At 69.1% G+C, this 21,183-nt stretch carries 17 protein-coding genes; 13 read left to right on the top strand and 4 right to left on the bottom strand.

Going from position 1 to position 21,183, the window contains the following annotated elements:
- Positions 1 to 138 precede the first annotated feature (138 nt).
- The 4 genes from AC0662_RS33540 (at position 139) to AC0662_RS33525 (ending at position 5,487) form a co-directional block, all read left to right on the top strand.
- The gene (locus tag AC0662_RS33540; RefSeq protein ID WP_452204483.1) at positions 139 to 1,494 is read left to right on the top strand and encodes an ammonium transporter; all 1,356 of its coding nucleotides are present in this window, start codon (positions 139 to 141) and stop codon (positions 1,492 to 1,494) included.
- Positions 1,491 to 1,829 carry a P-II family nitrogen regulator gene (locus AC0662_RS33535; protein ID WP_355483534.1) on the top strand — a complete coding sequence of 113 codons (339 nt, stop codon included), beginning with the start codon at positions 1,491 to 1,493 and terminating at the stop codon, positions 1,827 to 1,829. The genes AC0662_RS33540 and AC0662_RS33535 overlap by 4 nt, the downstream gene beginning before the upstream one ends.
- Positions 1,830 to 1,994: 165 nt before the next feature.
- Positions 1,995 to 4,259: a [protein-PII] uridylyltransferase gene (locus AC0662_RS33530; RefSeq protein WP_478305693.1), complete on the top strand. Its 2,265-nt coding sequence runs from the start codon at positions 1,995 to 1,997 to the stop codon at positions 4,257 to 4,259.
- Positions 4,260 to 4,434: 175 nt separating this feature from the next.
- Positions 4,435 to 5,487 carry a DUF2332 domain-containing protein gene (locus AC0662_RS33525; RefSeq protein ID WP_478305691.1) on the top strand — a complete coding sequence of 351 codons (1,053 nt, stop codon included), beginning with the start codon at positions 4,435 to 4,437 and terminating at the stop codon, positions 5,485 to 5,487.
- A 6-nt stretch (positions 5,488 to 5,493) separates the two neighbouring features.
- Here the strand turns inward: AC0662_RS33525 and AC0662_RS33520 are convergent, their stop codons facing one another.
- The 3 genes from AC0662_RS33520 to AC0662_RS33510 all read right to left on the bottom strand — a co-directional run bounded on the left by AC0662_RS33520 (position 5,494) and on the right by AC0662_RS33510 (position 8,237).
- Positions 5,494 to 6,297, bottom strand: coding sequence for an arginase family protein (locus tag AC0662_RS33520; RefSeq protein ID WP_478305689.1), 804 nt, complete (start codon positions 6,295 to 6,297; stop codon positions 5,494 to 5,496).
- A gap of 367 nt (positions 6,298 to 6,664) precedes the next feature.
- Positions 6,665 to 7,795, bottom strand: coding sequence for a hypothetical protein (locus tag AC0662_RS33515; RefSeq protein WP_478305687.1), 1,131 nt, complete (start codon positions 7,793 to 7,795; stop codon positions 6,665 to 6,667).
- Positions 7,788 to 8,237, bottom strand: a complete 450-nt coding sequence (locus AC0662_RS33510; RefSeq protein ID WP_478305685.1) for a hypothetical protein — start codon at positions 8,235 to 8,237, stop codon at positions 7,788 to 7,790. Before AC0662_RS33510 ends, AC0662_RS33515 begins: the two co-directional genes overlap by 8 nt.
- A gap of 243 nt (positions 8,238 to 8,480) precedes the next feature.
- On the opposite strand from AC0662_RS33510, the gene ffh reads away from it, so the two are divergent.
- From ffh to AC0662_RS33465, 9 genes are all read left to right on the top strand, one after another.
- Entirely contained in the window at positions 8,481 to 10,040 is a 1,560-nt protein-coding gene (ffh, locus tag AC0662_RS33505; RefSeq protein ID WP_478305683.1) for a signal recognition particle protein, read from the top strand.
- A gap of 266 nt (positions 10,041 to 10,306) precedes the next feature.
- Positions 10,307 to 11,704 (top strand): lytic transglycosylase domain-containing protein, encoded by a 1,398-nt coding sequence (locus tag AC0662_RS33500; RefSeq protein ID WP_452204618.1) that lies wholly within the window; start codon positions 10,307 to 10,309, stop codon positions 11,702 to 11,704.
- A 309-nt stretch (positions 11,705 to 12,013) separates the two neighbouring features.
- Positions 12,014 to 13,249 (top strand): lytic transglycosylase domain-containing protein, encoded by a 1,236-nt coding sequence (locus AC0662_RS33495; protein WP_452204617.1) that lies wholly within the window; start codon positions 12,014 to 12,016, stop codon positions 13,247 to 13,249.
- A 39-nt stretch (positions 13,250 to 13,288) separates the two neighbouring features.
- Positions 13,289 to 14,383 carry an amidohydrolase family protein gene (locus tag AC0662_RS33490; protein ID WP_452204616.1) on the top strand — a complete coding sequence of 365 codons (1,095 nt, stop codon included), beginning with the start codon at positions 13,289 to 13,291 and terminating at the stop codon, positions 14,381 to 14,383.
- Positions 14,384 to 14,493: 110 nt separating this feature from the next.
- Positions 14,494 to 15,837 carry an N-acetylmuramoyl-L-alanine amidase gene (locus AC0662_RS33485; RefSeq protein ID WP_478305680.1) on the top strand — a complete coding sequence of 448 codons (1,344 nt, stop codon included), beginning with the start codon at positions 14,494 to 14,496 and terminating at the stop codon, positions 15,835 to 15,837.
- 62 nt (positions 15,838 to 15,899) lie between these two features.
- Positions 15,900 to 17,132, top strand: a complete 1,233-nt coding sequence (locus AC0662_RS33480) for a sensor histidine kinase (RefSeq protein ID WP_478305678.1) — start codon at positions 15,900 to 15,902, stop codon at positions 17,130 to 17,132.
- Positions 17,123 to 17,761 carry a response regulator transcription factor gene (locus AC0662_RS33475; protein WP_452204613.1) on the top strand — a complete coding sequence of 213 codons (639 nt, stop codon included), beginning with the start codon at positions 17,123 to 17,125 and terminating at the stop codon, positions 17,759 to 17,761. The genes AC0662_RS33480 and AC0662_RS33475 overlap by 10 nt, the downstream gene beginning before the upstream one ends.
- A gap of 78 nt (positions 17,762 to 17,839) precedes the next feature.
- A complete protein-coding gene (locus tag AC0662_RS33470; protein WP_452204612.1) occupies positions 17,840 to 18,556 on the top strand; it encodes a hypothetical protein in 717 nt (238 codons plus the stop codon).
- 102 nt (positions 18,557 to 18,658) lie between these two features.
- Positions 18,659 to 19,768 carry a S1 family peptidase gene (locus AC0662_RS33465; RefSeq protein WP_478305675.1) on the top strand — a complete coding sequence of 370 codons (1,110 nt, stop codon included), beginning with the start codon at positions 18,659 to 18,661 and terminating at the stop codon, positions 19,766 to 19,768.
- 49 nt (positions 19,769 to 19,817) lie between these two features.
- Here AC0662_RS33465 and AC0662_RS33460 read toward each other — a convergent pair whose 3' ends face one another.
- Positions 19,818 to 21,170 (bottom strand): flotillin family protein, encoded by a 1,353-nt coding sequence (locus tag AC0662_RS33460; RefSeq protein ID WP_478305673.1) that lies wholly within the window; start codon positions 21,168 to 21,170, stop codon positions 19,818 to 19,820.
- Between the last annotated feature and the right edge of the window lie 13 nt (positions 21,171 to 21,183).

The following is a 21,183-nucleotide window of genomic DNA, read 5'->3' as shown; positions in this document are numbered from 1 at the left end:
ACATGCCTGAAACAAACGGACCGATCGGCTGAAACGGCGCGCCGACACCGTGTGCGGAGTGGCCGAGCGGCGGGCTCCCCGGCGTTGTGGAGACCTCCCCGACTGAGGACGCCGGTCACCCCCAGTTCGATGGAAGGGATGACGTTGATGGAGATCAACGCCGGCGATACCGCCTGGGTTCTGGCCAGTGCCGCCCTGGTGATGCTGATGACCCCGGGCCTGGCTTTCTTCTACGGCGGCATGGTGCGCGTCAAGAGCGTACTGAACATGATGATGATGAGTTTCATCACCATCGCCGTCGTCACCATCCTCTGGGTGGTGGTCGGCTACTCGCTGACATTCGCCGGTGACTCCGGGCATGTGATCGGGAACTTCTCCGAGGTCGGCCTGAAGGGCCTGCTCGCGCCGGAGGCGGTGAGCGGGTCGACGCCCACGCTGGCCTTCGTCGCCTTCCAGATGATGTTCGCGATCATCACCCCGGCGCTGATCTCCGGTGCGATCGCCGACCGGGCCACGTTCCGCGGCTGGATCGTGTTCGTGGTCGGCTGGACCTGCCTGGTGTACTTCCCGGTCGCGCACTCGGTGTGGTTCCTGGACGACGGCAACGGTGGCTGGATCGGCGACAAGCTCAAGGCCGTCGACTTCGCCGGTGGTACGGCGGTGCACGTGAACGCCGGTGCCGCGGCGCTGGCGCTGGCGATCGTGCTCGGCAAGCGGATCGGCTGGAAGAAGGACCCGATGCGGCCGCACAGCCTGCCGCTGGTGCTGCTCGGCGCCGGTCTGCTGTGGTTCGGCTGGTTCGGCTTCAACGCCGGTTCGGCGCTGACCGCCGGTACCACCGCCGCTGTCACCTTCGTGAACACCCAGGTCGCCACTGCCGCCGCTGTGATCGGCTGGCTGATCATCGAGCGGCTGCGGCACGGCAAGGCCACCACGCTGGGTATGGCGTCCGGTGCGGTCGCCGGTCTGGTCGCGATCACCCCGTCCTGTGGTGCGGTCACCCCGATCGGTGCGATCATCCTCGGCCTGCTCGCCGGTGCGATCTGCGCCTTCGCGGTCTCGCTGAAGTACAAGCTCGGCTTCGACGACTCGCTCGACGTGGTCGGTGTGCACCTGGTCGGCGGTCTGTTCGGCTCGCTGGCGATCGGTCTGCTCGGCTCGGCGGCGGCGCCGTCCGCGGTCAACGGCCTCTTCTACGGCGGCGGTGTCTCGCAGCTCGGTAAGCAGGCGCTGGCCAACGTGGTCGTCGGTGTCTACTCCTTCACCGTCGCGTTCATTCTCGGCAAGGTGATCGACAAGACCATCGGCTTCCGGCTCAAGGAGGACGACGAGGTCACCGGTGTCGACCAGGTCGAGCACGCGGAGACGGCCTACGACTACCTCAGCGCCGCGGGTCTGCGCGGTGCGCTGCGACCGGCCGCTGCTGCGGCGCCGGCGCAGGACAAGGACAATGGGTCCACCGAGACGTCCGAGAAGGAAGGTGCGAACGCATGAAGCTGATCACCGCGGTGGTCAAGCCGCACAAGCTGGAGGACGTCCGGGCCGCCCTGGAGACGTTCGGTGTCACCGGCATGACGGTCACCGAGGCGAGCGGCTACGGCCGGCAGAAGGGCCACACCGAGGTCTACCGCGGCGCGGAGTACGAGGTGGACCTGGTCCCGAAGGTCCGGCTCGAGGTGGTCGTCGAGGACGGCGACAGCGCCGACGTGACGGACGTGATCGTGAAGGCCGCGCAGACCGGCAAGATCGGCGACGGCAAGGTCTGGGTCACCCCGGTGGAGACGATCGTCCGGGTCCGGACCGGCGAGCTGGACGGGGACGCGCTCTAGTGCCCCGTGTGTGGTGTGGCATGACGCTACCGGCGTCCAGGCACGCACCTCGCGGCACTTGCCCAGCGCCCACGATGCTCCGCATCGAGGCCACTGACCAAGCACCCCGATGCACGCACCTGGACACCGCTATCGCTCACACCACACCACACACGGGACACTGAGATGATCGATCGGGCAGAGCAGCGGCGCGGTCGTGCCGAAGAGGCCGACACGCTGCTGCAACTGCTGCTCGCGAAGGCATGCGACGCCCTCGGTGTACCTACCGAGGGCGTCGCCCTCGTCGCTGTGGGCGGCTACGGGCGGGAGGAGCTGTCGCCGTACAGCGACCTCGACGTGATGCTTGTGCACGCCGAGGGATACCCAAAGATCGACGAGCTGGCTGCCCAGATCTGGTACCCGCTGTGGGACTCGCGGACCAAGCTGGACCACAGCGTTCGCACGCTGGTCGAGGCGCAGCAGGCCGCGGCCGCCGACGACCGAGTGGCCCTCGGGCTGCTGGACGCGCGGCACGTCGCGGGGGACTCGCACCTGACGCTGCAACTGCGATCCGTGCTGATGGCGGACTGGCGGCGTACTGCGCGCTCCCGGCTGCCCGGACTGGCCCAGGCGTGTCGTGACCGCGCGTCCACGGTCGGAGAGCTCGCACATCTCGCCGAGCCCGACCTGAAGGAGGCGTACGGCGGGTTGCGCGACGCCGTCGTACTGCGCGCATTGGTCGCCTCGTGGCTGGTCGACGTACCGCATCCGGTCGTGGAGCGTGCGCGGCGGGACCTGCTCGAGGTTCGTGACGCGCTGCATGAGGTGGCCGGTCGGGCGACGGACCGGTTGGTGGCTGACCTGGCGGGCGACGTGGCCGCTGCAGTCGGTTTGTCGGGGCGCGACGAGTTGCTGCGGCACGTGTACGCGACGGGCCGGACACTGGCCCACGTGTGCGATGTGTCGTGGCGGCGGGTCGAGAGCCTGATGACCAAGCCGCCGCGGTCGCGACGTCGTCTACGGACCGGTGGGCCGTTGCTGCTCGCGTTGGACGAGGGAGTGGGCCAGCACGAGGGTGAGGTCGTGCTGATGCCGGACGCGCGCCCGGAGCGGGACGCCGTACTCGGTCTGCGTGCTGCTGCGGTCGCTGCGGATCGTGAGCTCGTACTGTCGCCGGCTGTCTGTGGACGGCTGGCTATGAGAGCCGCAGACCTGCCAGCGCCGTGGCCGGGGGAGGCGCGGCGGCTGCTGTGCGCTCTGCTTGGTGCGGGCAGCGGACTGCTCGAAGTGTGGGAGGGGCTGGACCAGGCCGGCTACATCTCGCGGATCCTGCCCGAGTGGGACGCGGTGCGCTTCCGGCCGCCGCAGTCGGCGATCCACCGGTTCACTGTCGACCGGCATCTCCTGGAGACCTGCGTCGAGGCGTCGTCGATGGTGCGCGACGTACGGCGCCCTGACCTGTTGCTGGTGGCCGCGCTGCTGCACGACCTCGGGAAGGCCGTCGAGGGTGATCACAGCGTGACCGGTGCGGCTATTGCGGCGAAGGTGTCGCGGCGGCTCGGATTCAGCGAGCCGGACGCGGACGTCATCACGCTGCTGGTCCGGCAGCACCTGATGCTTGCCCAGGTCGCGACGCGACGCGACCTGGAGGACCCGATGACCGTGGACATGGTCGCGGGCATCGTCCGGACCACCGAGACGCTGGACCTGCTGGAGGCGTTGACGTACGCCGATGCGCGGGCGGCCGGCCCGGCTGCGTCGTCGCCGTGGCGGATGCGGCTGGTGGGTGAGCTGTGCCGACGGGTGCGAGGTGAGCTCGCAGGCGGTGGCGAGGGCATGTGGAACGATGCTCCGCCGATTCCACTGCCCGTGCTGCACCAGGTGGTCGGCGTAGGGCGGCTCGGAGTCACCGTGTCCGACCATCACGGCGATCTGCGCGTGAACGTCGCCGTACCGGATCAGGTGGGGACCCTGTCGACTGTGGCCGCAGTACTCGCTGTGGAGCGGCTGGCTGTGCGGTCTGCTGTCATCACGTCCGTTGAAGGGCTTGGCATCTCGCAGTGGACCGTTGCTGGATCACCTCCTGATCCGGTGCGCCTGCGGGACCGGCTGGCCGTTGCGCTGCGGGACTCGACGGACGTCGTACGGCGGTTGACCGCACGGGACTCCTCCGCGGCACGGGCACGTGTCGCCAGCCGGGTCGATCTGCTGCCGGATGCGTCGGAGACAGCGACTGTGCTGCAACTGCGAGCCCATGACCGTCCAGGCCTGCTGTACGACGTGACTGCGGCGATCGCGGCGACCGGTGCGGACATCCGGTCGGCACACGTCAGCACACTCGGTGCGGAGTGTGTGGACGTCTTCTACCTGACCGACCGTCATGGTGCGCCCCTCGAACCGGAAGACGCGCGAACGACCGCCAAGTCGATCCTGGATCGCCTGACCTTTTAGGCCGTGTCTGGCAATTCCCCGCCTACTGCGCGGCACTCGGCACGGCACCTCGCTGCACGTGAGCAAAGGCCACGATGCTCCGCATCGAGACCTTCGCTCCCGCGCACCGAGCTACCGCACCGAGCACCTGCTCGCTACGGCGCGGAATTGCCAGACACGGCCTAGTCTCACCTACGTGGATGTCGTAACGGCTCTCCAGCGACAAGCGACCGCCTGCGAGGACCTCGGGTCCCCGATGTACGCCGAACTGCTTCGGCTGCTCGTGGATGACTACGAGGTCGGTGGCGTGACTGTCGAAGTGCTGGCTGGTTATGAGGACCGGTCGTTCGGCGAGGCGATCGGTCTGCGGCTGCTGGGCGCAGTACACGGTCTGGTGCTGTCCGGCACGGTGCCTGAGCTGGCGGCGTTCTACCCGAGCGTCGGCGGCGCCTGGGACCCGGTGCTCGGCTGGGAGGCGTTCGAGCAGGTACTGCGGTCGCGGCTGGGGGAGGTGCGGTCGCTACTGACCCAACCGCCGCAAACGAACGAGGTGGGCCGCTCAGGTGCGCTGTACGGTGGCTTGCTGCGGCTGGTTGAGACTCTGCCGCTACCGGTGCGGCTGTTCGAAATCGGTGCGTCGGCTGGGTTGAACCTGCGAGCAGACCGGTACCGGTACGTCGCGGACGGGACGTCGTACGGTCCGGTGGACAGTCCGGTGGTGTTCGACCCAGCTTGGACCGGTTCGGTGCCGTCGGTTGAGCTGCGCATCGCGGAGCGGGTGGGGTGCGACATCGCGCCGGTCAATCCGTTGACGGACGACGGTGCGCTCACGCTGGCGTCGTACGTGTGGCCGGACATGGTTGACCGGTTGGAGCGGTTGCGGGGCGCGTTGGTCGTCGCGCGGGACGTGCCGGCCGACGTACGGCGGGAGGACGCGGTCTCGTTCCTGCGTGCGCTGGAGCTGTCGGAGGGGCACGTCACGGTGGTGTGGCACTCGATCATGTGGCAGTACCTGCGCCGCCCCGACCGGTCCGCGATCGAACAGCGGCTGGAGGAGCTCGGCGCGCAGGCCACCGCGGCGGCGCCGCTGGCACACCTCAGCCTCGAGCCGCACCGCGTGATCACGCATGAGCGCGCGCAGGACGGCTGGGAGTACCGCATCGACCTGCAGACCTGGCCCGACGGCGAGAAACACTCCCTCGGCACCGCCGCTCCCCACGGCCAAGAACTGGTGTGGACAACCAGCTGAGGGTGGTCAGCTGAGGGCGGCGACCAAGGTGTCGGTGAGTTCGGCGGCGTAGGTGCCGTCCGGGTCGAGGTCGGGGTCGAAGATGCCGATGTCGAAGCCGACGCACTTCGGTGACGCCAGCAGCGGCCGCAGCAGCGCGCGCAGCTGTTCGTGGTCGATCCCACCCGGATCCGGGCTGTCGACCGCCGGCATGATCGCGGCATCCAGGATGTCCACGTCCAGATGCACCCAGAACCCGTCGAGTTCGTCCCGCTCGAGATGCTCCAGCGTCCCGCGCGCCGCGCCCACCGGATCCTCCGCGACCCGTGCCGCCGGGTACACCGGGATCCCGGCCTTCTCCACGTCCGCGACGTACTCGTCATCCGCCCGGATCCCGAGCAGCACCGCATCGGTGTCCTGCGTGTACGGCCCGCGCCCTTCGAGATCGGTCAGATCCGCCTGCCCGCGCCCGGTCACCAACGCCAACGCCTCACCACCCGCGGCTCCGACGTACGGCGCGTTGTCGACCGTCCGGAAATCCGAGTGCCCGTCGAGATACACCACGCCGTACCGCCCGCGCCGCTTCAACGCCAACGTCGGCGCCAGCAGATTGCTGCACTCACCCCCGAGCAGCACGACGAACTTTCCCTGCCCCAGGAACCCTTCCAGCCGATCCGCCAACCGGACCGTGTACGACGCCATCGCCGCAGCGTTGAACACACCGTCCCCGGGCTTCCAGTCACCCCGGTCGTACCGCGGCGGCGTCACGGACCCACCGTCCTCCGCCCCGATCCGCCCCACGAACCCCTGGTCCCGCACCGCCCCCGCCAACTTGTAACACCCCGGCACCGCTCCCACCACCGGCGGCCGCAACCCCAAGTTGGAAACCCCATCCACCACAACCCGCCGCACGCCAACCCCTAACCATTAAACCCACCACGAATGGTTAGATCTTTGCCACCGCACGACCTCTTGTCAACGCCCTCCGAAGGGATGCTCGTCGCCCAGCAGCTCCTCCGAAGACTCCAGCCCTCGCGTCAACGCCCGAATCGCGGTCCTGTCGCCACCGGCGCGATCCGCGATCGCCCAGATCTCCCGCCGAACCCGCGCAAACGCCATCCCCAAGCCCACTCCTGCCGGGCTTTGTGGAAACTATTGGCCGCCTGGCGGCCACAATGTTCCACAAACCCGGGCGGCCCTACCCGCGGCCGGAACCGGGGCCAGGCTGCGGCACGTGGTGCGTCGGGACGTTTCGCGATGGCGCGGACGTACGAGCGGCCGCGCGCGAACCGTCACCCAGCGACGGGGTTCGCGCTGTAGCGCCGGCCGCCGGCGCCGAACCACTCAGGAACCTCGCCGCATCCACGTTCTGCCCGGCCCTCTGTGGTGCTGCCGCGTCCAGCGTCGGCCCGCCACCGCCCACCGCACCGTCATGCAGCACACCGTCGGCTGCTTCCCTCGGCCGCTCGCCACCGCCCGCCTCACCCTCACGCGCGTCTCCAGGAATCTCGCGCGTCTCGTTCTCACGCGGTGCGCCGTCAGCTTCGGCGTCGCGACCCGGGTGCGGGCCCCGGCGGCGGATCTCGTCCACCTTCGCGTTGAGTGCCTGTCCGATCTCGCCGGCCACCTCCCGCCCGGCATCAGGCGACCGCCCCGCGAGCGAGTCCCACTGCGGATGCAGCATCGTGCTCACCAGCTCACGCCGTACGGCCTGCCGATCGGCGCCCTCGGGTGGCGCGATCTCCTGCAGCCGATTCTGTACGACGGCCTCTGCCAACTGATCGAAGTGCATCATCGCCGGCCCCTGATGAAGCCGCCCCACCAACTGCTGCCTGTCCACGGACGGGCCCGAGACCTGCTGAATCAGGTCGTTGGTCGCCGCGTACGCACCGGTCTGAAGCGTGTTGTCGAACGCCACGGGCGGGTACCCGGACATCCTGTTGAAGGCATGGAAGTCCGTCGCGGCCCGGACCTCCGCGACACCCTCGTTCAGCCCCTGCGACTGCGTCGTCTCGACGGCATTGGGCTCGCCCGGCGCACGCACCGTCATACCCGCGTGCGTGGCCCGGTCGAGAACCTCTTCCAGGGCGCGCGCCTGCCATTCGGGCTCGGCCGTCGTCTCCTTTGTCAGGCCTTGGCGAAGGATCGGCTCGTGGACACCGATCGCGCCGGTCTGGTGGTCGAAGCCGCCGTGGCCGCTCGTTGCGTACAGCTCGCGGTTCCATCGGTCGACGCTGGTCGGTCGGAGCTCTCGCGCCAGGTCGTACAGCCGAGCGAACTCGCGGTACGCCGGTGAGTTCTCAGGAACCCGCTCGCCGGACTCAGCCATCGGAGGCGGGGAACGGCGTGTCGGTCAGTGGGAACGGTGGGTCCCGGAGCCAGTTCTCCAAGGACTCGAGATCCTTGGTCAGGGCGCGGATCGGATATTGCTCTTTCTCGTCCGCGCGGTCGGCGATCTCCCAGATTCGGCGGCGCGCGTCCTCGAGGATCGCGATCTGTTCTTCGCTGGTGCCCTTCGGCGGGTACACGCTGCTATGGATCCGCTCGGCCTCGCGATACAGCTCGCTGCGCTTCGGTGGGGCGGGCGGGGGGACGGCGAGGTCGTCGACGAGTTGGGTGGTCCAGGTGCGGTCGTGTTCCGAGGCGTCGGCCGGGATCAGACCGCGCAGTTTCTGCTGCTCGGCCGCCAGGTCCGCCGGTTCGGCGCTGCGGTGCACCCGGTCGTACGCCCGGTTGAACGCCACGTTGAAGGCGGGGATGTCGAGGGGCATCGGGAGGGTCTCCTTGGCAGCCTGGTCGAGAGGGTCAGTCCAAGCTAGCGGGATCCCGGCCCGCGCCGCGGCGGTTATCCACAGGCGCCCGCCGCGGAACCCACCGCGGAACCCGCCGCAAAGCCCGCCGCAAAGCCCGCCGCCGAGACCGGCACAGTGCCCGCCGCAGAACCCGTCGAAGGACTGGTTGGGGGGCCGGTAGACTCGGGGAGTTCATCGCTTCGAGGAAACGGACTGTTTCTCGTGTTCGACACGCTTTCCGATCGGCTCTCCACTGCGTTCAAGAACCTGCGGGGCAAGGGCAAGCTGACCGACGCCGACATCGACGCGACCACCCGGGAGATCCGGATCGCGTTGCTGGAGGCCGATGTCGCGCTGCCCGTGGTGCGGGAGTTCATCGCGGCGATCAAGGAGCGGGCCGCCGGCGCCGACGTGCGCGGTGGGCTGAACCCGGCGCAGCAGGTCATCAAGATCGTCAACGAGGAGCTGGTCAACATCCTCGGTGGCGAGACCCGCGAGTTGCGGATGGCGAAGCGGCCGCCGACGGTGATCATGCTCGCCGGTCTGCAGGGTGCCGGTAAGACCACCCTGGCCGGCAAGCTCGCCAAGTGGCTGAAGGAGACCAAGCACCAGACCCCGATGCTGGTCGCCGCCGACCTCCAGCGGCCGAACGCGGTGACCCAGCTGCAGGTGGTCGGTGAGCGCGCCGGCGTACCGGTGTTCGCGCCCGAGCCCGGCAACGGTGTCGGCGACCCGGTCGAGGTCGCCCGCGAGGCGATGAACGAGGCGCGGACCAAGCAGCACAGCGTGGTCATCGTCGACACCGCCGGGCGGCTGGGTGTCGACGAGGAGCTGATGAAGCAGGCCGCGGACATCCGCGACGCCGTCAGCCCCGACGAGATCCTGTTCGTCGTCGACGCGATGATCGGTCAGGACGCGGTCACCACGGCGCAGGCCTTCCTGGACGGCGTCGGCTTCGACGGCGTCGTGCTGTCCAAGCTCGACGGTGACGCCCGCGGTGGTGCCGCGCTGTCGATCGCGCAGGTCACCGGCCGCCAGGTGATGTTCGCCAGCAACGGCGAGAAGCTCGAGGACTTCGACGTCTTCCACCCCGACCGGATGGCTTCCCGCATCCTCGGTATGGGCGACGTGATGAGCCTGATCGAGCAGGCCGAGCGCACCTTCGACGCGGAGGAGGCCGCCAAGACCGCGGCCAAGCTGCAGAAGAAGGGCGGCAAGGACTTCACCCTGGACGACTTCCTCGCCCAGATGCAGTCGGTCCGGAAGATGGGCCCGCTGACCAAGATCTTCGGCATGCTGCCCGGCGCGAACCAGTTCAAGGACCAGCTGGAGAACTTCGACGAGCGCGAGATCGACCGGATCGAGGCGGTCATCCACTCGATGACCCCGGCCGAGCGGAACGACCCGAACATCATCAACGGCTCCCGCCGGGCCCGGATCGCGAAGGGTTCGGGGACCGAGGTCTCGACCGTCAGCGGCCTGGTCGAGCGGTTCTTCGAGGCCCGCAAGATGATGGCCGCGATGGCGTCCGGCAAGGGCATCCCGGGGATGCCCGGAATGCCGGGAATGCCCGGGATGGGCGGCGGCGGCCGGAAGGCCAAGCAGCAGCAGAAGAAGGGCAAGAAGCGCGGCTCCGGCAACCCCGCCAAGCGGGCTAACCAGGGCAACCAGCAGCCCGCGGAGCCGCAGCCGGGCCAGCTGCCGGCCGCGTTCGGCGGCGCCCAGGGCGACGGCGACTTCGAGCTGCCGGACGACCTGAAGAAGATGCTCGGCGGCAACTGAGCCGTTCCCGAAAGGGCACGAAAGAACGGTCCCACAACCGGACGGATGACGATTCGTCGACCGTTCGGCCTGGCGTACCCCGTGGTTCGTGTGCTTACGGTGGTGAGGTGTGGGGCAGTGAACACCGGGGGACGAGTGCCTGAACAGGACTGTTCGGTACTCGGTCACGGCACACCGGCGCCGGTTGTGGCTGATCTTCCGGCGGTTAAGATCGTCCCTACGCCCGAGTGACACACCATCTGCGGAATGCGTCGAGGACGGTTCGGATGAGGCAGCAGTTCAAGAACCTGGACACGTGGCGGGGGAAGTTGACCGCTACCTGGGTCTGCTTGGCACCGCCCACCGCGATGGTCGCCGTGTTCGTGGTCGGTGGCGTCACCTCGAACACGTTCGTCGTCGACGCGCACGCGCTCGCCGCACCACGCCAGGACGCGGTCTTCGACGACCTGGCCAACAACGTGCCGCCCCAGCCGGGTGTCGACGGCAGCCTGCCGACGCAGGAGAAGTCCACGGTCCAGGTCCCGATCACCGGGACGACGGACGGCACCGTGCAGCCGATCCCCGGCCCGCTCGGGGACACCTCGGGGATCCCGGGGACCGTGCTGGCGGCGTACCAGAAGGCTGCTCGGGATCTCGCGCTCTCGATGCCGGCCTGTCACCTGACCTGGCCGCTGCTCGCCGGGATCGGGAAGGTCGAGTCCGACCACGCCAGCGGCGGCAAGGTGGACGCGAACGGGAACACCCGCGGCAAGATCCTCGGCCCGGTCCTCGACGGCAGCCCCGGGATGGCGGCGATCGCCGACACCGACCAGGGCGTGTACGACGGCAGCACGACCTGGGACCGTGCCGTCGGGCCGATGCAGTTCGTGCCCGGTACCTGGAAGACGTTCGGCGCCGACGGGAACGGTGACGGCGTCAAGGACCCGCACAACGTGTTCGACGCGGCGCGGGCCGCAGGGGACTATCTCTGCTCCGGCGGCGCGAACCTGTCCGACCCGCAGGGGCTCGTGCAGGCGGTGCTGCGCTACAACCACTCGATGGACTACGTCTCGACGGTCCTGCGGTGGATGCAGACGTACAGCAAGGAAACCGTGAGCATCCCGGACAAGCCCGGCCAGATCGACATCCCGGACGACAGCGGTAATGCCGACAACGGCCGGGACGAGACGCGGACCACGACCACCACGCCGGCGACGACCGCGCCGACCACGGTCCCGACCACAGCACCCACGTCGGTGCCTACAACGGTTCCCACGACGCCGCCGCCGCGAACGACCGCCACGACGACCCCGCGGCCGACGAGCGGAACCACCTCCGGATCGACGAAGCCGGGGACGCCGACGAGTTCTGCCTCCGCGACCCCGTCCAAGCCGACGGTGCCGCGTCCGACGGGGGGGACCGGGACGTCGAAGCCGCCCACCACGACACCTCCGAGCACGCCGCCGACGACACCGCCCACGACGCCGACGGATCCGACGACGACCGACCCGACGTGCACGCCGACCCCGACGCCTAAGCCGGGCGAGACCCCGACGCCGACGCCGACTCCGAAGCCGGGCGAGACGCCGAGCCCGACGCCGAGCCCGTGCGACTCGACCGCCCCGGAGGCGAACCCGGCCGACCCTGCGGCCACCAGCCCCGCCGCCTCACAGCCGGCCGGCTGAGCGCCCGGCAAACCGCGAGCAGCCCGCGCAATCCCGGGCGGTCCTGGAGGGCAGCCCTCAGCCCCGTGCGCTCCTCAACGGCCCCGAGCGGTCCGCAGCGTCTTCGAGTGGTACGGATTCGCGTTCGGCTGTGGACGGTCAGTAGGGTGAGGTAGCGACGATCGTTACCCCGGTGCCGGTTGTCCGAGGTGTTTCTGGTGCCCGTAACTTTGCGTCGTCTTGATGTAACTTTCCGGCGCATGGATCGTTGAAGGGGCTATGCGCCTAACCCGTAGTGGTAACCGTCGGGTCAAAATCATCATCGCTTCATTGTGTACAGCCCCGCTCCTGGTCGGGGCCGTCGTCACCGTCGCCGCAGGCGGAACCGGTGCCTCCGGTCAGCTCGCGGCAGGCAGCCCGGTCGCCCCTTCGCCTGGGGCCGGGCTGAACAGTGGTGAGTTCGACGAGTTGACGATGATCGTGCCGCAGCGTCCCGGAGTGGACGGCCGGCTCGGATCCGACAAACCCGCCCGCGCCGACGTCCCCGTGCAGGGGGCCACCGACGGGCGATCGGTCGTCCGTCCAGGGCGGCCGGGAGCTGTGAACGGCATTCCCCGCGGGGTGTTCCCCGCCTACCGCCGCGCCACCGCGAACCTCGCGGTCGTGCGGCCGAATTGTGGGCTGACCTGGCCGCTGCTGGCCGGGATCGGCAAGGTCGAGTCCGACCACGCCAGCGACGGCCGGGTCGACGTCGCCGGCACCACCCGCGGCCGGATCCTCGGCCCGCAGCTGAACGGCCGGCACGGCAACGGCCGGATCACCGACTCCGACAAGGGCAAGTTCGACACCGACCCGACCTGGGACCGGGCGGTCGGCCCGATGCAGATCATCCCGCAGGTCTGGACGGAGTTCGGGTCCGACGGCAACGGCGACGGCTACCGCAACCCGAACAACGTGTACGACGCGGTCACGACGGTCGCCGTCGTGCTCTGCTCCCGGGGTGACGACCTGAAGCGCCCGCGCGACCTGGTCTCGGCGCTGCTCCGCTACCAGCACTCGAAGGACTTCGTCGCCACCGTCCTGAAGTGGATGCGGGTCTACAGCAAGAACGCGGTGCTGGTGCCGAACGCGAAGGGCAGCATCACGACCGCGTCCACGACCGGCAACGCCGACCGCCGGGTGGACCCGCGCCAGGTCCCGGACATCCCGGACGACACGAAGACGCCGACCTCGACGCCGAGCCCGACCACCCCACTCCCGACGACGGTGGATCCGTCCACGCCGTCGGAGACGCAGTGGCACAAGCCGACGCTGCCGACGCCGACGGACACGCCCACGGACTCGCCGACGCACCACCCGACGTCGACCCCGACGAAGACACCCACCAAGACCCCGACCAAGACGCCGACGAAGACTCCGACCAAGACGCCTTCGACGCCGACCCCCACGCCGACCCCGACCGACACGCCCACGGACACCCCGACGAGCACGCCCTCGGGTTCGCCGTGCGCCGGCAACGAGACGACGACCCCGACCTGCACGCCAGGCGGCGGCTCGCACGGATGACCTCGCACGAGTGACACTGCGCCGGATACGGTCGGCAGCATGACCGAATCCGGCGTACTCAAGCTCGTCGGCACGGTGTTGCCGGCCGGTGAGCAACAGGAGATCCACCTCAGCGGTGGGCTGGTCGTCGACCGGCCCACCGCTGCTGATGTGACGACCGTGCACACCGGCGGCTGGATCGTTCCGGGCCTGGTCGATGCGCATTGCCACATCGGCCTCGACCAGCACGGTGCGGTCGACCGCGAGACGCAGGAGCAGCAGGCGATCGTCGACCGGGAGGCCGGTGCGCTGCTGGTCCGCGACGCCGGGTCGGCCGCGGACACCCGCTGGATCGACGACCGTGAGGACCTGCCGAAGATCATCCGGGCCGGTCGGCACATCGCCCGATCGAAGCGCTACATCCGCAACTACGGCTGGGAGATCGAGCCGGAAGAGCTCGTCGGGTACGTCGAACAGGAGGCCCGCCGTGGTGACGGATGGGTCAAGCTCGTCGGCGACTGGATCGACCGCGACGCCGGCGACCTCACACCGTGCTGGCCGGCCGAGGCGCTGAACGCCGCGATCGCCCGAGCCCACGGGCTCGGCGCCCGCGTGACGGCCCACGTCTTCGGCGAGCACGCCCTCCCGGATCTCCTCGCCGCGGGTATCGACTGCATCGAGCATGGCACCGGCCTCGAGCCCGATCTCCTGCAGCACATGGCCGAGCGCGGCGTCGCCGTCGTACCGACGCTGATCCAGTTGGAGAACTTCCCGCAGTACGCCGACCAGGCCGCGGCCAAGTTCCCGCAGTACTCGGCGCACATGCGCGACCTGTACGACCGCCGCCTGGACCGCTTGCGGGACGCCTTCGAGGCCGGTGTACCCGTGTATGCCGGGACCGACGCGGGTGGGGTGCTCGGGCACGGACTGGTCGCGCAGGAGATCCAGGCGCTGACCGAGATCGGGATGTCGGGGGAGCAGGCGCTGGCCGCGGGGTCGTGGGCGGCGCGCGCGTGGCTCGGGGCGCCGAGCGAGCTGCGGCCCGGCGATCCGGCCGACCTGGTCGTGTACGACGAGGACCCGCGCGCCAACCCGGCGGTCCTCACCCACCCGCGACTGATCGCGCTGCGTGGTCGCGTGCTGTTCCATCGGTGACCGGAAGGATTTCACCCAAACCCTGGCCGGAACGGAAGATCTTCCCTTAGCGTGGCTCCCGGGACCGCCGACGCCCCTCGGCGGACCGAAGAGGGAAGGAAATTCCGCCCATGGGGAAGACTGCCCATATTTCCACGATCCTGCTGGCTGCCGGAGCACTCGCCCTGACAGCCCTCCCGAGCAACGCCGCCGAACCACGAGAACCCGCCGGTCAACCGGACCTCTCGTCCGCGTTCACCTCGGCCGCCGCGAAGTACGACGTACCGCGGGAGGTCCTCGTCAGCGTCGGGTTCGCCGAGACCCACCTCGACGGCCACAACGGCGCGCCGAGTCAGGCGAACGGGTACGGCGTCATGCATCTGGCCAGCAACAACGTCAACACAACGATGTCGGAGGCAAGCAAACTGACCGGCCTGCCGGTCGCGAAGCTGTCCAAGGACGACACGTCGAACGTCCTCGGCGCCGCCGCAGTCCTCGACTCGTACGCCGATCAGGCGGGTCTGAAGGATCGCTCCGACCTCGGCAAGTGGTACTCCGTGATCGCGAAGTACTCGCACTCCGCCGACGCCGCGACCGCCCGGCTCTACACCGACGAGGTGTACAAGGTGATCGGCCTCGGTGTCCGCACCGCCGGTGTCTCGACCGACCCGCAGCAGGTCACGCCGGACCGCGGCGCCTACGCGAAGGTCGCGCCGCTCGGCACCCGCAGCAAGACCCAGGCCGTCGACTACCCGGACGCGATCTGGAACCCGGCCAGCACCAGCAACTACCGCGCCGGCCGGACCGCGGCGATCACCACGATCGTCATCCACGTCACGCAGGGCTCCTACGCCGGCACGATCAGCTGGTTCAAGAACGCGTCGGCCCAGGTGAGCGCGCACTACGTCATCCGCTCCAGCGACGGTGAGGTCACGCAGATGGTGGCCGAGAAGGACACCGCCTGGCACGTCCGCACCGAGAACCCGTACACGATCGGCATCGAGCACGAGGGGTACGTCGACCAGCCCTCGTGGTTCACCGACGCGATGTACCGCTCGTCGGCCGCCCTCACCCGCAACATCGCTGATCGCCGGGGCATCCCGAAGGACCGGGCGCACATCAAGGGCCACAGCGAGATGCCGAACAACGACCACACCGACCCGGGCCCGAACTGGGACTGGAACTACTACATGCAGCTGGTGAACGGCGGGGACCCGAACCCGCCGGAGTACAACTTCACCACCTGGGGCAACGGCGTCAACGTCCGCTCGGCGCCGAAGACGTCCGCGTCGGTCGTGACCACGCTGGCCGGTCCGACCCGGGTGTTCGTCGAGTGCCAGGTCCAGGGCGAGACGGTGACCGCCGGTGGCTACACCAACAACTGGTGGGCCAAGCTCCGGGACCAGAAGGGCTACATGACCAACATCTACATCGACGACCCGAACGCGAAGCTGCCCGGCGTTCCTGACTGCTAGAGAACGAAAGGTAGAGCCTGCTGTACCGACCGCGGCGTAGCGGGTGCCGCAGGATAGTGGGCATGTTGACGAAGATCCTGTCCCGGGGTGGCCCGGCCGTGGGGTACCTGGTGATCCGGTACCTGAAGTCGATCACGTTGCTGGCCGCGATTCCGATCAGCCTGCTGTTGGGCTGGGTCATCCCGGGTGCCACCGCCGGTCTGGTGCGGCTGGCAAACAGCGAGCGCAGCAAAGCGGCGAGGTACCTCGGCAGGCCGGCGGCCGAACTGCTGCCGCCGGCACTGCCGCGGCTGCTCGGGGACGTGGTCACGCTGACCCGGGACAAGTCGTTCAAGCGCAGCCTGCGGTGTCTGCTGATGCCGGTGGTGATGATCCCGGAGCTGGTCGTCGCGGTCATCGCAGTGGTCGGTGCACCGGCGGCTATCGTCGGCATGTTGCTGTGGTGGCTTGCCCCTGGCAACTTCAGCCTGATGGGTCTTGACGTCGACAGCTGGCTGGAGGCGCTCACCCTCGGCCCGCTGCAGGTTGGCGCCAGTCTGTGGTTCCTGGGCCGGGTGGCGCCCGCACTGGCTCGTGGTCACGCCAAAGCGGTGCTCCACCTGCTTGAGCCGAGTCAGGACCAGCTGGAGACTGTCCGGCTGGAGCAGCGCGTTGAGGAGCTCACCAAGAGCCGTGCTGGTGCTGTCGACTCGCATGGCGCGGAGCTGCGCCGCATCGAGCGGGACCTGCACGACGGGACACAGGCCCAGCTGGTGTCGCTGGCGATGCGGATCGGTATCGCCAAGCAGACGATGGCACAGGACCCCGAGAAGGCCGCCAAACTGCTCGACGACGCCCGGGACGGCGCAGAGCAGGCCATGACCGAGCTGCGTGGCGTACTGCGCACCATGTACCCGCCGATCCTCGCGGACCGCGGTCTGGTCGGAGCGGTGTCCGCACTGGCCGCCCGGTGCCCACTGCCCGTGCAGCTGCGGATCGGTGAGCCGGGCAACGTCCCGGCCGCAGTAGAGGCCGCCGCGTACTTCGTGGTCGCAGAGTCCCTCACCAACGTCACCAAACACAGTGCGGCCGGTCATGTCGACGTACAGCTCGAGCGGAGGGGTTCCGAGCTCTACCTCGCGATCACGGACGACGGAATCGGCGGAGCGCGCGTCAGTGAGCAGTCCGACCTGCTGGGCCGGGGGAGCGGACTGCATGGCATGCTCCATCGTGTGCAGGCGATCGACGGTCAGATGGAGTTGCATAGCCCGATCGGTGGGCCGACCACCGTCGAGGTGATCCTTCCGTGCGGGTGATCATCCTCGAGGACAATCCGATCCTCGCCGAAGGTCTGAGCCTGCTGCTGAACAACTCCGGCTTCGAGGTCGCCGCGGTCGCCACCGACGCGGACGAGTTCTCGAAGGCGATCGCCGAGCACGAGGTGCAGATCGCGGTGGTCGACGTACGGCTGCCGCCCACCTTCACCGACGAGGGCCTGCGCGCCGCGATCGAGGCGCGGCGGGTCCGCCCGGGTCTGCCGGTGCTCGTGTTCTCGCAGTACGTCGAGGAGGTGTACGCCGCCGAACTGCTCGCTGCCGGAAGCGAAGGCGTCGGCTACCTCCTGAAGGACCGGGTCTCCCGCGTCGACGAGTTCCTGGAAGCGGTACGCCGAGTTGCCGCCGGCGGGACCGTACTGGACCCAGAGGTCGTCAGCCAGCTGATGGTCAAGCGCAGTAGCCCGCTCGACCGCCTGACTCCCCGCGAACGCGAAGTACTCGTTTTGATGGCCGAAGGCCTCGGTAACACGGCGATCGGGGAGAAGCTGTTCATCTCCGACGGCGCTGTCCACAAGCACGTCGGCAACGTCTTCCTGAAGCTCGACCTCCCGCCCACAGACTCCGGCCACCGCCGCGTCCTGGCGGTTCTCGCCTACCTGGGGTTGTGACCCGCTGCTCTTGAACCCGGCGGTCGGCTATCTTCACGGCGCCACCTGATCAGGTCGGCACTACGACGTTCAGAGCGGATGGAATTCGTGAAGATGCGGGATGCGGGCATCGGGGTTGGTCGTCGCCACGGGGTTGTTGTCGCGCTGGTCCTAGCGAGTGTGGCCGTCGTCTCTGCCTGCGGTGGATCGAAGCAGGACGCTGCGAGCCCGTCGCCGGTGGTTGTCAGCACACCGGCGCCGTCGCCGCAGCCGTTGACTGCCGCGCGAGCTGCTGCGGCGCTTGCTACCGGTGGCCTGGGTGCCCAGGACGTTCCGGGGATGCGGCCGTTGGGTGCGCCAATCACTCGCCTGGATTCGCCGACCGTTGCCGGCCTGTGCGGGACGGGCGCCGCCGGGCTGCCCAGTGAGAAGCTGCGGATGGCGCGGCGCCAGCTGGTGTGGAGCGCAGGTCCGTCGGAGATCGTGTCCGAGGAGCGGATCGTCTACCAGCAAGGCGGCGTACAGGCTGCGTTGAAGGATCTGCGGACCTCGAGCACGACCTGCCCGGACCGCATCGGTGTGCGGCCGGTGCCGTCGAGCGCGAAGCTCCCGGCCGGCTCGATGGCGATCTCGTCCAAGGGCGGCGGGGCGTCGATGGACTCCTACGCCGTGCCCGTCGGGAACCGGCTGCTGGTCATGCTGTGGTCGAACTGGACCATGTCGTCCGAACCGGACGCCATCCGGACCGCCCTGGCCAAGGCGCGCGCCGTGGTCGTCCAACGCGAACAGCCGACCCTGCAGGCGCTCGCCCGCTGACAGCGGCGGTCATCGCCCCTTGACGGACTGTTTCCGGTACGCCACTCTCAATCACGAGAGCGCTCTCATGCACCGAACCGCCCCTAGGTGAGGAGAGTTCAGATGAAGGTCCTACTGGCCGCCGTACTGGCGGCGGGTGTCCTGACCGTGCCCACACAGGCGTTGGCAGCGGCCGAGCCGCTGGCCGTCGCGGGCCAATCCACCGCGATGCAACGCGACTTCGGACTGGCCCAACAGCAGATGCAGAACCGGCTACGGGCCGAGACGTCGGCCGCCAAGCTGCTGCCCGCGGCCCAGAAGGCGGCCGGCGCCACGTTCGGCGGAGCCTGGTACGACGCGAGCACGCAGAAGCTCGTAGTCGGCCTGGTCGGGCAGACCCGCGCGGCCGCTGTCCGAGCGACGGGCGCGCAGGTGACCGGCGTACCTGCGACGTCGAAGGCGCTGGATCAGCGGAAGGCGGCGGTCGACAAGCTGGCCGGCAAGTCCGTACCGGCGGCGGTCAGCGGCTGGGCAGCGGACCCCAAGACGGGCACCGTGGTCGTCAACGTCCAAGCAGGCAAGCGATCCCAGGCCGTCGACACGTTCATCGCGAAGCTCGGCAAGGTCACGGTTCGTGAGGTGGCTGCGCACGCACCGCGGACCTTCGCGGCCGGCACGGTCGGCGGTGACCCGTACTACGTCAGCAACATCCGCTGCTCGATCGGCTTCTCGGTGTACGGCGGTTACGTCACCGCCGGCCACTGTGGACGCAGCGGCGTTGTCCGAGGGTGGGACGGTTCGGACCAGGGCTCGTTCCAGGGCTGGTCGTTCCCCGGCAACGACTACGCCTGGGTCGCCACCGGCTATGGCTGGTGGACCGTGCCGGTCGTGCTCGGCTGGGGACAGGTGAGTGACCAGTTGGTCCGCGGGTCGTCAGAGGCACCGATCGGTGCATCGGTGTGCCGCAGCGGCTCGACATCCCACTGGCACTGCGGCACGATCCTGGCCAAGAACGAGACGGTGAACTACGGCAACGGCCAGCTGTTCTACGGAGCGACCAAGACGAATGTCTGCGCCGAGGGCGGCGACTCCGGTGGCTCGTTCATCACCGGTGACCAGGCGCAGGGCGTCACGTCCGGCGGTTGGGGCAACTGCAGCAGCGGCGGCGAGACCTGGTTCCAGCCGGTCAACGAGATCCTGCAGACGTACCACCTGACTCTGCACACCGCGTAAAAGCACCTGGGGATCCCCTTCCTCGGAAGGGGATCCCCAGGCAGAAGCGTCAGGCGGACTCGTCCGCCACTGGCTCCAGCGCAGGCTTGGCATCGTCCTTCTTGGTGGCCAGCGAGTCGATCAGTTGCTTGGCCAGGGCGAAGCCGGAGCCGCCCATGGTGATCGTCTTCACCAAGGTGTCCTCGATGCCCTGGGCACCGTTCAGGACGACCATGTTGCCGACCTTCTCGAACGAGCTCGCCGCCGCGCTGACGATCTCCGGGTAGGCCTCGGCGAGCTGCTGCGCGACGACCGCCTCGGTGTTCGCGGCGAGCGCCTCGGCGCGCGCCTTGATACCGGCGGCCTCGGCCATCGCCTTCGCCTCGACCGCGGAGGCCTCGGCCTTACCGGTCAGCTCGGTCGCCTTCGCCTGCGCCTCACCCCGCAGCTGTACCTCGCGGGCGTTCGCCTCGGCGGCTGCGATCTGCGCGTCCCGGGCGGCCGTGGCCAGCGTGCGCTGCCGGTACGCCTCGGCGTCGGCCGGCTTGAGGACCGTCGACTCCAGCTGCTTCTCGGCCAGCGACGCGTTCAGCTTCGCCGTCTCGGTCTCGGCGACCACGACCTCCTGGCGGGCCAGCGCCTCGGCCAGCGGGCCGGACTGCGACGCCTTCGACTTCGCCTGGTCGACCTCGGCCTGGTACCCGGCCTGCGCGATCGAGCTCTGCCGGACCGCCGCCGCCTTCTGTGCCGACGCGGCCTGCTCGCGCTCGGTCGCCTCGCGGTCCCGCTCGGCCTGCGCGATCCGGGCCGCGGCCTCGACCGCGGCGGCCTGCGGACGCCCGAGGTTCTTGATGTAGCCGGACTCGTCGTCGATCTCCTGGATCTGCAGCGAGTCCACGACCAGGCCGAGCTTCTCCATGTCGCCGGCCAGCGAGCCACGGATGTTCGTGGTCAGCGTCTCCCGGTCGTGCAGCATCTCCTCGACCGTGGTGGAACCGACGATCGCCCGCAGGTGACCCGCGAACAGCTCGTGGATGGTGCCCATCACCTGCTCGTCGCTCTGCTCCAGGAACCGCCGGGCCGCGTTCGCGATCGAGCCGTAGTCGTCGCCGACCTTGTACGCCGTGACGCCCTTGATGTGCAGCGGGATGCCCTGGCTGGACACACACGTCACGGTCAACGGAGTGGCGCGGATGTCGAGCGGTAACCGGCGTACCGTCTGGAATCCCGGCAGTACGGCGGTCCCGCGGCCGACGACGATCTTGAAGCCGAGGGTCTCGTTGACCTGTTCGGAGCTCGAGTGCGCGCCGAGGCCGGAGATGATCAGTGCCTCGTTCGGCTCCGCCACCCGCCAGACCATCCGGAACAGGATGAGCAGCACGACCACCGCGACCGCGGCGATGATCAGGTACGTCCAGAGCATTTCCCCTCCAAGG

Source organism: Kribbella sp. NPDC043289 (assembly GCF_056436705.1).
Note: the sequence above shows the minus strand (reverse complement) of the source record. Positions and strands in the feature narration are given on the sequence as shown.